This window comes from Nonomuraea sp. NPDC003201 (genome assembly GCF_053590415.1).
Genome location: NZ_JBSFTC010000273.1, coordinates 1 through 15,163, shown reverse-complemented (window position 1 = coordinate 15,163; position 15,163 = coordinate 1). Strand labels below are relative to the sequence as shown.

Annotated in this window: 9 protein-coding genes; 5 read left to right on the top strand and 4 right to left on the bottom strand. The window is 71.6% G+C overall.

The features are described from left to right. Positions 1-158: 158 nt before the first annotated feature. On the top strand, positions 159-1,382 hold the full coding sequence (locus tag ACWDX9_RS48875) for a cytochrome P450 (RefSeq protein ID WP_449967851.1): 1,224 nt from the start codon (positions 159-161) through the stop codon (positions 1,380-1,382). A 32-nt stretch (positions 1,383-1,414) separates the two neighbouring features. Here ACWDX9_RS48875 and ACWDX9_RS48870 read toward each other — a convergent pair whose 3' ends face one another. Genes ACWDX9_RS48870 through ACWDX9_RS48860 form a run of 3 tightly spaced genes read right to left on the bottom strand, consistent with a single transcriptional unit; the run spans position 1,415 to position 5,605 of the window. After that, positions 1,415-3,211, bottom strand: coding sequence for a non-ribosomal peptide synthetase (locus ACWDX9_RS48870; protein ID WP_449967848.1), 1,797 nt, complete (start codon positions 3,209-3,211; stop codon positions 1,415-1,417). Between the two features lie 16 nt (positions 3,212-3,227). Continuing rightward, complete coding sequence (locus ACWDX9_RS48865) at positions 3,228-4,853, bottom strand: PhpK family radical SAM P-methyltransferase (protein ID WP_449967845.1); 1,626 nt, start codon at positions 4,851-4,853, stop codon at positions 3,228-3,230. Further along, complete coding sequence (locus ACWDX9_RS48860) at positions 4,850-5,605, bottom strand: DUF2306 domain-containing protein (RefSeq protein ID WP_449967842.1); 756 nt, start codon at positions 5,603-5,605, stop codon at positions 4,850-4,852. Before ACWDX9_RS48860 ends, ACWDX9_RS48865 begins: the two co-directional genes overlap by 4 nt. Before the next feature lie 111 nt (positions 5,606-5,716). On the opposite strand from ACWDX9_RS48860, the gene ACWDX9_RS48855 reads away from it, so the two are divergent. Next, a complete protein-coding gene (locus ACWDX9_RS48855; protein WP_449967840.1) occupies positions 5,717-6,562 on the top strand; it encodes an AfsR/SARP family transcriptional regulator in 846 nt (281 codons plus the stop codon). Here the strand turns inward: ACWDX9_RS48855 and ACWDX9_RS48850 are convergent. Next, positions 6,559-7,767, bottom strand: coding sequence for a cytochrome P450 (locus ACWDX9_RS48850; protein ID WP_449967837.1), 1,209 nt, complete (start codon positions 7,765-7,767; stop codon positions 6,559-6,561). The two genes, ACWDX9_RS48855 and ACWDX9_RS48850, sit on opposite strands and share 4 nt — an antisense overlap. Before the next feature lie 152 nt (positions 7,768-7,919). Here ACWDX9_RS48850 and ACWDX9_RS48845 point away from each other — a divergent pair, with 152 nt between their 5' ends. From ACWDX9_RS48845 to ACWDX9_RS48835, 3 genes are all read left to right on the top strand, one after another. Next, positions 7,920-9,278, top strand: coding sequence for an MFS transporter (locus ACWDX9_RS48845; RefSeq protein ID WP_449967834.1), 1,359 nt, complete (start codon positions 7,920-7,922; stop codon positions 9,276-9,278). Continuing rightward, positions 9,275-14,806, top strand: coding sequence for an amino acid adenylation domain-containing protein (locus tag ACWDX9_RS48840; RefSeq protein ID WP_449967831.1), 5,532 nt, complete (start codon positions 9,275-9,277; stop codon positions 14,804-14,806). Before ACWDX9_RS48845 ends, ACWDX9_RS48840 begins: the two co-directional genes overlap by 4 nt. Positions 14,807-14,825: 19 nt before the next feature. After that, on the top strand, positions 14,826-15,163 hold a 338-nt coding region (locus tag ACWDX9_RS48835; protein WP_449967827.1), incomplete at its 3' end, for an AMP-binding enzyme.

Here is a 15,163-nt window from a genome sequence, read left to right as displayed (position 1 = left end):
ATCCCGTTTTTGGTGCGTACGTGATTTTATTACAGAGGTCTGATCGGGCGGGGGGGTCGCGGGGGGGGGGGCGCCGGCTGTCGGGCGGCCCCGGCGCCCGGGCCCCAACCCCACGCCGGGGCATAGTCGGGAGCACGTGCGAACCGGAGGTGTCCCAGGTGCTGCCCGTACTCGACCCGGACCAGGTGGAGTCCCTGGACCTGACCTCACCGACGATCCATGCCGAGGGTGACCTGTCGGCGGTGTGGCGGCGCCTGCGGTCGGAGCACCCGCTCTACTGGCATCCGCCGATGGGCGGCCACCCGGGCTTCTGGGTCGTCACCCGGCACGCGGACGCCGTCAGCGTCTTCCGCGACGGCCGGCGGTTCACCTCGACGTCGGGCAACGTGCTGGAGACCCTGCTCGTGGGCGGTGACTCGGCCACGGGCAAGATGCTCGCGGTGACCGACGGCCCCCGCCACACAGAGGTACGCCGCATCATCACCGGCGCGCTGACCCCGGCCGTGTTCGACCGGCTGGCGCGGCGGATCGAGGATCAGGTGCGGCGGCTCGTGGCGAACGCGCTGGAGCGCGAGGACTGCGACTTCGGCGACGACGTGGCCGCCCAGGTGCCGCTGGCCACGATCTGCGACACGCTCGCCGTGCCCGACTCCGACCGCGCCTACATCCACCGGCTCGGCTCCACCTCGGTCAGCTCGCACGGCCCCGCCCACACCTCGGCCGACGGCTGGAACTCCAAGAACGAGATCCTCGCCTACTTCATCGAGCTCGCGGAAGAGAGGCGCGGCGGCGACGCCGACGACCTGGTCAGCATCCTGGCCAACGCCCGCGTCAAGGGGCGGCCGCTCGGCACCGACGAGATCGTCTTCAACTGCTACAGCCTCATCCTGGGCGGCGACGAGACGACCCGGCTGGCGATGACCGGCGCGGTCCTCGCGCTGGCCGAGAACCAGGATCAGTGGCGGGCGCTGCGCTCGGGTGAGGTCGGGCTGGACAGCGCCGTCGAGGAGGTGCTGCGCTGGACGACACCGTCGCGGCATCTCGGCCGGCTGGCGGCGGAGCCGGCGGACCTCGGTGGCGGCCGGGTCGAGGCGGGCGACATCGTCACGGTGTGGCTGGCTTCGGCCAACTTCGACGAGCGGGAGTTCGCCCGTTCCGAGCGGTTCCTCCTGGACCGCACGCCGAACCGGCACCTGACCTTCGCCTACGGGCCGCACTTCTGCCTGGGCGCGCGGCTGGGCCGCATCCAGCTCGCGGCGACCCTGGCCGCCCTTCGTGACCTGGTCGGCGAGATCGAGGTCACCGGCACCCCCCGGCGCGTCTATTCCAACTTCCTCGGCGGCACCTGCAACCTGCCGGTCAGGCTCACCTCGTCCAGCTAGGAGTCCAGCTAGGAGTCCAGCTAGGAGTCCAGCTAGGAGTCCAGGTAGGCGTCCAGGTAGGCGGCGAGGTCGCCCAGGACGGGGTGTTGGAAGACCGTCACCATCGGGATCGCCGGGACGCCTTTGCGGCGCAGGTGCGCGACCAGCCGGATGGCCAGCAGCGACTGGCCGCCGAGCTCGAAGAAGTTGTCGTCCACGCCGACGCGCTCGATCTCCAGCACATCGCGCCACGCGTCGGCGACGAGCCGCTCGGTCGGGCTCATCGGCGCCGCCTCGGCGGAGCTCTCCTGCCGCACCGGGGGCGGCAGCGCGCCGCGGTCCACCTTGCCGCTGCCGGTCAGCGGGAAACGATCAAGCCCGACGAGTACGGCAGGCAGCATGTACTCGGGCAGGTAAGCGGCGGCGGCGCGCCGTACCAGATCGGCGTCGAACGAGCCCGCGCGCTCTAGCCTGCAGTAGCCGACGAGACCCGCGCCGCCCGGCATGTCGTCGCGGACCATCGCGACCGCCTGGACCACGCCCGGGCAGCGGCTCAGCACCGCCTCCACCTCACCCAGCTCGATCCGGTACCCGCGCAGCTTCACCTGGTCGTCCACGCGGCCGACGAACTCCAGCCGCCCGTCGGGGCCGATCCGCGCCCGGTCACCGGTCCGGTACATGCGCGTGCCGTCGCCGGCGATCACGTCGGCGACGAACCGCTGCGCGGTCAGCGCCGCAGCGCCGGCGTAGCCGCGGGACACGCCGTCGCCGGCCACGTAGATCTCACCGTCGACGCCGGGGCCGACCGGCCTCAGCTTCTCGTCGAGCAGGTGGACGCGGACCCCGGGCAGGGGCTCGCCCAGGTGCGGCCCGGACGTGTGGTCGATCGGCGCCCACGTGGCGTCGACCGTGCATTCGGTCGGGCCGTACAGGTTGACCGGCGCCAGGACCCCGGCGGCCCGCCGGTCCGCCAACCGGCTCCACAACGCGGGCGCGACGGCCTCCCCGCCGACGAGCAGCCGCAGGGGCGGCCCCTCGGCGCGTCCGGTCAGGTGGTCGAGCAGCGACACCAGGTGGGACGGCGTGATGTCGAGCTCGTCCAGCCGCTCCTCGGCGATGAGCGCCGCCAGCGCCTGCGGGTCGCCGCGCACCTGGTCGTCCACGAGGACGACGGTGTCGCCCCGGCACAACCGCGACCACTGCTGTACGGAGGCGTCGAACGACGGGCTGGCGTTCCACCCGATCCTGGCCGGCCCCGGCCCGACGGCGTGCGCCAGCTTGTCCACGAGCGCGGCCAGCGACCCATGCGTGACCTCGACGCCTTTCGGCCGCCCGGTCGAGCCCGAGGTGTAGATGACGTAGGCCCGGTCTCCGGGCAGGATCGGGGCGCGGCCCGGGACCGCTCCGGCGGCGACGCGAGCACAGGTGTCCACCGTCAGGACCTGCCTGCCGAGAGCGGGCGAGACGCGGCGGCGGGTGACGGGATCGGACAGGACCAGCTCCGCGCCCGCCTGCCGGCACATGTAGCGCAGCCGGTCGATGGGCAGCGCCGGATCCAGCGGCAGGTAGGCGCCTCCGGCGCGCAACGTGCCGAGCAGGGCGACCGCGAGGTCGATCCCGCGCGGCAGCAGCAGCCCGACCAGGGACTCGGCGCCGATGCCGCGGCTGATCAGCCCGGCCGCGATCGCGGCGCTGCGCGCGGCGAGCTCTCCGTAGGTCAGCACGCCGCCTCGGTGGACGATCGCCGGGCGGTCCGGGCAGGCGGCGGCCGTCCGCTCGAATCGGCTGACCACCGTACGCGGGCCCGGGGCCGCCGGGTCGGTCGTGTCGGCAGGCGCGGGCAAGGTCATGCGGTTCTCCCGGGCGTCAGTAGCTGAACTTGGCCGGCGCCACGTCCAGCACGGCCACGCTGTCGGCGAATCGCCGCTCCAGGGCGGCCAGGCGCTCCGGGTCGCCGCCCCGGTCGCGCACCCCCATGAGTTCCTGGCTCGTCCGCAGGAGCCCCATGAGCTCCCGCACGCTCACGCCCTTGCCGTCCAGGTAGGGCAGCGACCAGAAGTCGAAGTCGTACAAGGGCAGCCACACCGACTCGGTGACGCGGTCGAGCATCTCGTCGGTGAGGTCGGCGGCCTGCGAGGAGGTCATGCTGAAGTGCGACCACTTGTAGCCCTCTCCCTCGATGCCCAGCAGTTCCTTCTGCTGGTAGATCGGCGAGCGGGGGTTGGCCCACCAGGCCTGTGCCCGCCACAGGTCGGGGGCGGTCTCGTTGAGGAAGTCGATGGTGTTGCCGACGGTCTTCTCGGTCTCGCCGGGGAACCCGACGATGATCGAGGCGAAGGTGGTCACGCCACGTTCCTTGAGCCTGGCGATGCCGGCGCGGTACTGGCTGTCCTGCGCGAGCTTGTGCATGTTGGCCAGCACGTCGCTGTCGCCGGACTCGATGCCCAGGAAGACACCGGAGCAGCCGCTGGCGGCGGCCAGGTCGAACGACTCCTCGTCGCGGGCGTTGGAGCAGCGGAAGTAGGAGTACCACCGCAGGCCGAGATCCTCGTCGATCATCATCTGGCAGAGCTGCTTGAACCGCTTCGGCGGCACGTTGAACGTGTCGTCCACGAAGACCACGTTGCGGACGCCGAGCTCGGCCAGCGCGCGAAGCTCCTTGCGCACCGTCTCCACCGAGGCCGTGGTGAGCGCCCCGGCGCGCGTCGGGTAGTCGCAGAAGCTGCACTTGAACGCGCAACTGCGCGCGGTGCGGAGCTGCGCGGTCGGGCCGATGAGGTCCGGGCTGAAGCCGGCCCAGTCGATCGAGCATTCGTCCAGATCGTTGGCCTCCGGGCGGCGCCTGGTGCGCACCCAGGTGTCCTCGGGGCAGTGGATCAGGTTGTCCACGTCGGACAGGTCGCCGCCGGCGCGTACGGCCTGGCAGAGCTGGCCCAGGCTGTGCTCACCCTGCGATTCCTGGATGTAGGAGTCGGCGCCCATGGCGAAGAAGAAGTCCTGGACGGCGCCGTTCACGCCGGACTGGCACAGGTTGTCGATGAGCGGGCCGCCGACCACGATGTGGCTGGTCGGCGACATCTGGCGGATGTACTCGACGACCGGGCCGACCGGCAGGATGTTGACGTAGAAGGTGGTCGTGATGGCGACGACGGCGGGCCGTTCCGCCAGCAGCGCCGCCAGCCGGTCGCGCTCGCCGGTGAACAGCGAGACGGGCTCGGCGCGCAGGCCGCGCCTGCGCAGGTAGCTGGTCAGGTAGAGCGCCGCCAGGTTGAACACCTCGCCGACGTGGTATCTGTCGGCCCGGCCGGTGCCGCGGTTCCTGAGCCGGCTGAACGCGTCCAGCCACGGCATCGCCGCACCGTCGACCACCAGGTGCTCCGCGCGCATGATCTGGTATTCCGGCGTGCCGGGACCGGCCCGCTCGCACATGACCCGGTAGTCGTCGAAGTCGCCCTCGTTGTAGCCGATCACCACGCAGTCGAGCTCGCTCATGCCGTCTCCCGTACGGTGTGGCGCTGTTCACGGTCCAGCCACCACTCGATGAAGATGAAGGCGAGCGTCCATGGCAGCCAGGTGACGCTCGCCGAGACCGCCTGTTCCAGGGCGTGCTTGTCGCCGCCGAACGTCGTGTCGAGCTGGTTGGCGAGGATCATCCCGATCGGGAAGCCGAGGAGCCGGTTGAAGATGATCGAGATGGTGAGGGTGAAGCTGCGCAACATCCACCGGCGGTGTTCGGCGTAGCGGCCCCGGCGGGCGTTCACGAAGCCGAAGGTCGTGACGGTGAACCACAACGACGCCAGCACGATGTCGCTCAGCGCGCTGACCGGGCCGAACCCCCACAGCACCGAGATCACCACCGCGGCCGTCGCGGCAGGCCACACGCCGGCGACGACGTAGGCCCGGCCGACGACGCGGTGCACGCGGGGGTGTCTGCGGCGCAGCCACGGCCACACCTGGAAGACACAGCCGACCATGGCCACCGTGGCGCCGAGTATGTGCGTCATGAGCACGGGGAAGAACCAGGGCTGTTCGTCCGGCGAGATCCTGCCCACCTTCGGGTTGAAGGCGAGGTACCGCGGAATGGACAGGCTCACGAATATCGTGACGGCGATCGCGAGCACGCCGAGGGCGATGCGGCCACCGAGCCGCCGCCGACGGGGCCGGGCTGCGCGGCTGGGATGACCGTCCCGCTCCTGACCGTCGGTCTGTGCCGGGCTGACGGGCGATTGCGGTACGGATGGCATACGCACAGGATGAACTGCGGCCCCGTTTCCCAGGCATCCCTTCTTCATGTGACATCACCGGCCGCCGCACCCGCGGGTAGCTTCGAGTCCCCGGAGAGACGGGGAGAAGACGTGGAAGAACGCATCTCTGTCCGCACGTTCGGCACGTTCGAGCTGGCGTTCGACGGCCGCCCGGTGGGACGGTGGAAGGCGGGCAAGGCCCGCAACCTGCTGCAGTTCCTCCTCCTGCGGCACGGGCGGATCGTCTCGCGCGACGTGCTGTACGACGCGTTGTGGCCGGACGGCCCGTGGCCCAAGGGCTCCAGCTCGCTCAAGGTCGCCGCGCACATGCTCAGGAAGGTCCTGGAGGGGCAGCCGGAGGGCGGCCCGGGGCTGCGCCTGCTCACCCGCGAGTCCGGCTACCTCCTGGAGGCGGCCGGCGTACCGCTCGACTTCGAGCTCTTCATCCGCCTGGCCGACGAGGCGCACGCGGCGCAACGGCGCGGCGGCCGGGCGGAGGCGGCGGCGCTCTACCTGCGGGCCGACGGGTTGTACGCGGGCGACTTCCTGCCGGACGAACCGTATGAGTGGGCGGTGGCGCAGCGGGAGTGGCTGCGCAGCAGGCTGCTGTGCGGGCTGACCTACCTGGCGGAGACGAACATCCTGCGCGGCGACCACGTCGGCGTCATCAGGTGGTGCCAGCGGATGCTGGAGGTGGAGCCGTTCCACGAGGAGGCCTTCCGGGCGCTGATGCTGGTCCACGGCCATCTCGGGCAGCTTGAGCAGGTGCAGCGCTGGTACCGGCTGTGCGACGTACGGCTGCGCCGGCACCTGCAGACGGCTCCGGACCTGGCCACCCGGCGGCTCTACGCCCGCGCGGCGCACGGCGCGTTCACCGGGCGGGCCATCGATCCCCGGCTGTGGCAGCACGAGCTGCAGCCGGACGGCCACACCTCGCTGCTGCGCTCGACCGCCTAGGCGGCCACCTCGACCGGCAGATGTTTGATGCCGAGCATGAAGTTCGAGGCCAGCCGTTCGATCTTCCCGCTCGGCGTGAAGCGCAGGCGGCGCCGCGCCAGTTCCTCCACCAGCAGCGTGATCTCCATCCAGGCCGCCGACATGCCCACGCAGCGGTGGTTGGCGACGCCGAAGGCCAGGTGGTGGTTGGGGGTGCGGCCGAGGTCGAGCCGGTCGGCGTGGGGGAAGGCGCTCTCGTCGCGATTGGCGGAGGAGTTCCACAACGTCAGCGTCTGCCCGGCCGGTATCCGGATCCCGCGCAGGGTCACGTCCTTCGTGGTGGTCCTGCGCACGTAGGCGTTGGTCGAGGTCCACCGGAAGAACTCGTCCACCGCCGTGCGGACCAGGCTCGGGTCGTCGTGCAGGCGGCTTTCCTCCTCCGGGTGGCCGATCAGCGTCTCGACGATCGCCGAGGCGGTGAACGGGGTGGTCTCGTTGCCGCCGACGGCCACGTTGAGCGCGTTGTAGAGGATCTGGCTCTCGGTCAGGCCGCGCCCGTTCGTCTCGGCGGCGAGCAGGATGCTGACCAGGTCCTCGCCGGGCTCGGCCCGGCGCCGGTCGAGCAGCTCGGTGAGGAAGTCGAAGATCTCCACCTGGGCGCCGACCAGGGTCAGGGCCTCGCCGCTGTCCCTGACGTACTCCTCGTCGCGGAAGCCGATCATCGTGCGGGTGAGGTGGAGAAGGTGGAGCGCGTCGGCGCGGCCGATCCCGAACATCGCGGCGAGGAGACCGGCGGGCAGCGTGGGGGCGACGTCGGTGGCGAAGTCGCCGCCGCCGTCGGCGGTGAGGCGGTCGAGCGCGTCGGTGAGGTACGCGCGCACGTGCTCGGCGGCCGCGTGCATCATCCGCTTGTCGAACGCCTTGTGCACGTGGTGGCGCAGCAGCCGGTGCTCGGGCGGGTCGGAGCAGATGAGCATCTGCCCGGTCGCGGTGTCGGTCGCGCTGCGGAACGAGCCGCCGAGCACGGTGCCGTCCTTGGAGGAGAACGCCACCGGGTCCCGGTAGACCGCGCTCACGTCCGCGTACGTGGTCAGGGCCCAGTAGCCGCCGTCGGGGGTGGCGTTCCAGTAGACCGGCGCGTGCTCGCGCAGCCACGCCCAGGCGGCGTACGGATCGCCGGACACGAACAGGTCGAGATCGTCGAGGTCGATGAGCGCTGTCGCCATGGCGGCGAGGGTAGGCGGCGGCGGTTGGCCACCGGTTACGCGCGCCGGAAAGCGACGGGTGTGTCCCCTGAAGTGGGGAGGTGATGGCGGCTGCCGGATCCACGAGCATGGGCGCGTGCGACGGCCATCGACGGCGGACGGAGCGATCGCTCATGCGTAGGTTCACCACACTCTGGGTGGGTTATCTGGTCTCGGTGCTCGGCTCCTCGCTCACCAGCCTCGCGCTCGGTGTGTGGGTGTTCCAGCGGACGGGCTCGGCCACCCAGTACGGGCTGATCATCGTCATGAGCTTCCTGCCGGGCATCCTGGCGACGCCGGTCGCCGGGGCGCTCGTGGACCGCTGGAGCCGGCGCGGCATCCTGGGGGTGAGCAACGCGCTGTCCGCGGTCACGATCTTCGCGCTGGCGGCGTTGTTCCTGAGCGGGACGCTCCAGCCGTGGCACGTCTTCATCGTCGTCGGCATCCAGTCGCTCCTGCGCGCGCTGACGGCGCCGACCATGAACTCCATCGTCATCCTGCTCGTGCCGAAGGAGCAGGTCGGCCGCGCGAACGGGATGGTGCTCCTGGCCCAGGCCCTCGGCGGCACGCTGGGCTTCGCCGCGGGCGGCGTGCTGCTGATGGGCGTCGGGCTCGGCGGCGTCCTCCTGATCGACTGCGCCTCCTTCGTCGTCAACATGCTGGCCGTGCTGCTCGTCTCCATCCCGCACCGGCGCAGGTCCGAAGGGGACTCGCCGGGCGGGGACGGCCTCGGCGCCGAGATCCGGCAGGGCTGGCGCTACCTGTCGGCCCGCCGCGGCCTGCTGGCGCTCGTCGTCCTGTACGGCACGGTCGGCGTCGCGGTCGCCCCCGCCGACGTGCTGATCACGCCGGTGGTCCTCTCCTACTCCTCCGCCGAAGCACTCGGCGTGGTGCTGGCGGCCGCGGGAGTCGGCGCCGTGGTGGGCAGTCTGGTGCTGGCCGCCTGGGGCGGGCCGCGCCGCCGCATCCACGCGCTGGCCGGCCTCACGCTGCCGATCGGCGGGTTCATGTGCCTGGGAGTGGTACGGCCCAGCGTCGTCCTGATCATGATCGCGGCCTTCGGCTACTCGCTGTTCTCCACGATCGTCGACGGCACGGCCAGGGGCATCCTCCAGGTCGAGGTCGAGCCGGACATCCAGGGCCGGGTGTTCGCCTTGTTCAACATGGTCGCCAACACCGTCCAGTGTGTGGCCTTCGCTCTCGCCGGCCCGCTGGCCGACCAGGTCTTCGAGCCGCTTCTGCGGGACGGCGGGCCGCTCACCGGCTCGGTGGGGACCTTCTTCGGGGTGGGCCAGGGCCGGGGGACCGCCCTGCTCATCCTGTTCTGCGGCCTGGCCGTGATCGTGACGGCGCTGGTCGCCTACCGGCAGCCTGACCTGCGCGCCCTGCCCGACCGGCCCACCGGCGGCGCGAAGAAGGCGGCGGCGAAAGACGAGCCCGATCCACCGGCAATGGCTCTTGCGCGGGAACGCGCGGATGGGGAGACCTCATGACCGACCTGCAAAGCCGGATCGCAGCTCTCTCACCGGAGCAGAGGGCGAAGTTGGAGTCACGGGTCGCGGACCTGCTGGCGACCCGCGAGCCCGCCCGCGAGGAGCGGATCCGGCCACGCGATCGATCCCTCCCCACCCCGCTGGGCATCGCGCAGCAGCGGGAATGGGCCATCGAGCGGCTCCGGTCGGCCAACAACATCAACAGCGCCTTCCGCATCGAGGGCAGGCTCGACCTCGGCCTGCTCGGCAGCGTGCTGACGGAGGTCGTCGAGCGCCACGAGGTGCTGCGCTCCACGGTGGAGCTCCAGGATGACGGCACGCCTGTGCAGGTCGTCCATCCCACCGGTCCCGTGCCCACTCCCGTGGTGGACCTGACGCACGTCGCGCCCCAGGACCAGCGCGCGGCGGTGCGGCGGCACTGCAAGGCCGAGATCATGCGTCCCTTCGACCCCCGCGACCCGCACCGGTTGCGGGTCACGCTGCTGCGCCTGGCCGAGGACCTGCACGTCGTGCTGTTCACCACCGACCACGCCGCCTCGGACGCGTGGTCGTTGTCGATCATCGTGCGCGAGCTCGTCACCCTGTACGGCTTGAGCAAGAACGGCGGCGGCGCGCTGCCCGCCCCCGACATCCAGTTCGGCGACTTCGCCGCCTGGCAACGCGAGCAGTTCGACGACCAGAGGGTGGCCGCCGAGCTGGAGCACTGGCGGCGGACGCTCGACGGCATCGAGACGCCGCCCGAGCTGCCCGCCGACCGGCCGTACCCGGCGCGGCCGTCGTTCGCCGGCGACGTCCACATCGTGAACCTGCCGGCGGAGCTCACCGCCGCGCTCGGCGCGTTCAGCGAACGCGAGAACGCGCCGCTGGTCTCCATCCTGCTGGCAGGGTGCTCCATCCTCCTCCACCACTACCTCGAACAGGACGACCTGGTCGTCGGCTCACTGGTGTCCGGCCGCAACCGGCTGGAGACCGAGCAGGTCATCGGCTGCTTCGCCAACCCGCTCCCGCTGCGCGTGCGGCTGACCGGCGAGCTCACGCTGCGCGAGGTCGTCCGGAGGGCACGCGAGTCCATGGCCGTCGCCATGGACCACCAGGACGTGCCCTTCGAACGCGTGATCGAGCTGCTGGACCTGGGCCGGGAGGCGTCGCAGACCTCGCTGAGCCGGTTGTGGATCAACGTCCTCACCGTGCCCGGCGAGACCCTGGAGGTTCCCGACCTACGGATCAAGCCGGAGCCGATCGACCTCGGGCTCGTGTCGGTCGACCTCACTCTGTCGGCCATCCCGAGTCCCGAGTCGCTGCAGCTCCAGTGGCACTACATGACCGAGCTGTTCGACAGGGAGACCATCGTCCTGCTGGCCGGGCAGTTCGAGGAGATCCTGCGGCAGCTCGTCGCCGTGCCCGACGCGGCGGTGCGGCAGCTGACGCTTATCGCCGCTCCGGTGGCACCCGTCCGGCCGCAGACCTCGGACGCCGGCTTCGTCGAGTTGTTCCAGCGCCGGGTCACGCTCGCGCCGAACGCGCCCGCCGTCGTCTGCGACGGGGCCGCGACCAGCTACGGCGACCTCAACCGGGCCGCCAACCGGCTGGCGCGGGAGCTGCGGGCCAGGGGAGTGGGCCGGGAGACTCCCGTCGCCATCCTGGTGGAGCGTTCCCCCGAGCTGGCCGTGGCGATCCTCGGCGTGCTCAAGGCCGGTGGCGTCTATGTCCCCGTCGACCCGTCGTATCCGCCCGAGCGCATCTCCTTCATGCTCGCCGACGCGGGTGCGAAGGTCCTGATCACACAGGTACGGCTCGCGCCGCTCGTGACCGACCCGCCCGCCGCGACCGTCCTCCTCGACGGCCCCGCGACCGGCGAACACGCCGACCACGACCTGGACGACCCGCCGGACCTCGCCTCGCTGGCCTACGTCGTCTACACCTCGGGCTCCACCGGGCGGCCCAAGGGCGCCATGATCGACCACGGCTCGCTGGTGACGTTCGCCCGCGACATCATGGAGCGCCTCGGGCTCGGCGCCGGCGACAGGTTCCTGCAGTTCGCCTCGCCGAGCTTCGACGTGCTGGTGGAGGAGCTGTTCCCGATCTGGCTGGCCGGCGGTGCGGTGGTCATCCCGACCCAGCACCTGATCAGCGGCGAGGCCGACCTGGTGGATCTGGTCGAACGCGAGCGGCTCACCGTGATGGAGCTGCCGACCGCGTACTGGCACGAGTGGGTACGCGAACTCGACCGGCTGGGCCGGATGCTCCCGAGCTGCCTGCGCCTGGTGATCATCGGCGGGGAGCGGGTCCTGCCCGAACGGCTGGCCATGTGGCCGCGGCTCGGCGTGCCGCTGATGCACGTCTACGGCCTGACGGAGACCACGGTCAGCTCGACCTTCTTCCGCCTCGACCCGGGCGAGAGCTTCGCCTGGCCGAACCTGCCGATCGGCACCCCGATCCCGTCGGCCGACCTGCGCATCCTCAACAGCAGACTCGCGCCGGTGCCGACGGGCGGCGTCGGCGAGCTGTACATCGGCGGGGTCAGCCTGGCCCGCGGTTACCTCGGCCGCCCCGGCCTGACCGCGCAGCGTTTCGTCGCCGACCCCGTGCACCCCGGCGAGCGCCTCTACCGCACCGGCGACCTGGTCCGCCGGCGCCCCGACGGGAACCTCGAGTTCGTCTCCCGCGTCGACACGCAGATCAAGATCCGCGGCTTCCGGGTGGAGCCCGCGGAGATCGAGTCGGTGCTCAGCGCGCATCCGCAGGTCGGCGAGTCCGTCGTGGCCCTCTACGAGCCCGTGCCCGGCGACCGCCGCCTGATCGCCTACTTCGTCCCGGCACGGGCGGAGGACGCGCCGACCCTCACCGAGCTGCGCCGCTACCTCGAACGCGGACTGCCCGCCTACATGGTGCCCTCGACGATCGTGGAGCTCGACGCGCTTCCCCTCAGCGCCAACGGCAAGCTCGACCGCAAGCGCCTGCCCGCGCCGGACGGCGGCAGGCCCGAACTGATCGAGGACTACGTCGCGCCGAGCACGCCGCTGCAGCGGAAGCTGGCCGACATCGTGGCCACGGTCGTCGGCGTGGACAAGGTCGGCATCTACGACAACTTCTTCGAGCTCGGCGGCGACTCCATCCAGGCCATCCAGGTCGTGGCCAGAGCCCAGGAGGACGGGATCGGGCTGTCGCCACTCGACTTCTTCGAGCAGCCGACGATCGCGCTGCTGGCACAGGCGGCCACGGACGCCAGCCCGGACCGGATCGTCCGGCCACGGCCGCCGGACGCCGAGCCGGTGCTCTCCTTCGACCAGGAACGCCTGTGGCTGGAACACCAGCTTCGGCCCAAGACCGCCTACCACGTCGGCGGCCGCTACCGCCTCGCCGGCCCGCTCCAGGTGGACGTGCTGGAGGCCAGCATCCGCGCGATCGTGGCGCGTCACGAGGTGCTGCGCACCACGTTCCCCGTCGTGGACGGCCGGCCGGTGCCCGTGGTCGGCGAGGTGGGCGACTGGCGGCTCGACGTGGTGGACCTCTCCGCCGCCGAGGACGGCTTCGAGCTCGGCAAGCGCATGCTGGACGAGCAGTTCAGCGCCGCCTTCGACCTGGCCGAGGGCCCGCTGTTCAAGTGCACGCTGGTCCGGCTGAGCGACACCGAGCACCTGCTCAACATCACCTCGCACCACGTCGTCTCCGACAACTGGTCGATCGGCCTGTTCGGGCGGGAGCTGCTGGCGCTGTACGAGTCGGGCGGGGACCTGGCGCGGGCGGGCCTGCCCGAGCTCCCCGTCCAGTACCGCGACTTCGCCGTCTGGCAGCGCGAACGCCTGACCGGGGACGCGCTCGCGGAGAAGGTCGAGTACTGGCGCGGCCACCTGGCCGGAGCGCCGCCCGCGATCACCATGCCGAACGCGCCGCTGAACCTCGGAGCCGGGGGCGGGCGCAGCATGCTGAAGATGACCGACGAGCAGACGGTCGCGCTGCACGAGCTGTGCCGCCGCCTCGGCGTCACGCCGTTCATGCTGGTGCTGGCCTGCCTGGCGACGGTGCTGCGGCGCTGGTCCGGCCAGTCCGACATCGTGATCGGGACCTCCGTGAGCGGGCGGACCGACGTCGCGCTGGAGAACCTGATCGGCTGCTTCATCAACACCATGCCGCTCCACCTCGACCTGTCGGGCGACCCGGACTTCACCGAGCTGCTGCGGCGGGCCCGCCAGGTGTCGGTGGACGGCTACACGCACTCGGACACGCCGTTCGACGTGCTGGTGAAGGAACTGCAGGTGCCCCGCGACCCGCGCAGGACGCCGATCTTCCAGGTGGTCCTGAACGTGTTCGACCTGCCGCCGATCCGGCGCATCGGCGACGTCGGCCTCGAGGTGATGCCGCTGCCGGAGCTGTTGAGCAGCTTCGACCTCGTCTTCACCGCGCTGGAGGCGTTCGGGGCCTTCCAGCTCCGGCTGGAGTACGACGCCGAACGGTACCAGGCGCCGATGATGGACGCGCTGCTGGAGCACCTGCGCACGATGCTCAACGCGGTGGTACGCGATTCGGGCAAGGGGATCCTCGACTATCCGCTGGAGGAGGCGGCCGAGGTCACGCCCGGCGAGCGGGTGCTTCCCGCGCCGCACCTGGCAGTGGTGCGGCAGGGCCGTACCTCTGACCAGGTCGCGGTGGCGGACCGGGACGGCGAGTGGAGCTACGGATGGCTCGCCGCGGCGGCCGGGCACATCGCGCGGGCGCTTCCCGACGCGGAGAGGATCAGCATCGTCAGGCGGCCCACGGCGGCGTTCGTGGCGGCGGTCCTCGCCTGCGTGCGGGCGGGAGCGGCGTTCAGCGTGGACGCGGCCGGCGCGCAGGGCCCGGCGGTGCTCGACGTGGGTGAAGGCCCGCTCGACCTCGGCGGCGCTGCCGAGGGTCTTGGCGACCCTGCGGCGGCGGACCTGCGGGACTGGGCGGTCGAGCGGTTCGGGCTCCGCGGTGACGACCGGTTCGCGGCGGTGTCGAGCAGCCCCGCCCAGCTGGTGTCGGCGATGACGAGCGCGTTCCACGCCGGAGCGACGCTGGTCGTGCCGGACCGCTCGTTCACCGGGGACCTCGACGGCCTCGTGGCATGGCTGAAGGAGAACTCCATCAGCGTCGCCTACATCGACGCGCCGCTCCTGCGCACCATCGCCGCCGGCGGGAACCTGACGGAGCTGCCGGGGTTGCGGTGCGTGTTCGTGGACAACCCGGGCGAGCTCATCTCCCACGACCTGGACGCGCTGCGGGGGCTGTCGCCGGACTGTCAGTACGTGGCGGTCTACCGGATGGGCCTCGACGGGCGACCGCTGGCCGCGTACGCGGTGCCGCACGACTGGCAGCTCGACGCGGCGCCGCTGCGGGTGCCGCTCGGCGTGCCGCTGGACGACCTGCCCGCGCGGTTGCTGCACCCGTCGGGACAGCCGGCCGCGACCGGCGAGGTCGCCGAGATCTGCTTCGGCGACTACCACACCAGCGACCTGGGCCGCCGCTGGGCGGACGGGACGCTGGAGTTCGTCGGCAAGCTCCGCTGAGGAAGGGACCGGAAACACCGTGGTGAACCACACCGACCCGCAGGTGGACACCGTCGAGACCCTGGCCGCACTGCGCCGCGTTCCAGACGTGCGCGGCGCGGTGGTGACCGGATACGTCGGCGTGGACGGCCGGACGATGCTGCTCGGCTACGTCACCGGCCCGGACCCGGCGGTCGGCACGATCCGGATCCGGCAGCACCTCAGCAGCAGGCTGCCCGGCTATTTGATCCCGGACCACCTGTTCGTGCTGGACGCGCTGCCGCTGACGCCGGAGGGCGACTACGACCTGAGCGCGCTGCCGACGCCGGAGGCGGACCTCGGCCCGGCCGACGCGCACTTGGCGCCGCGCACGCCGGT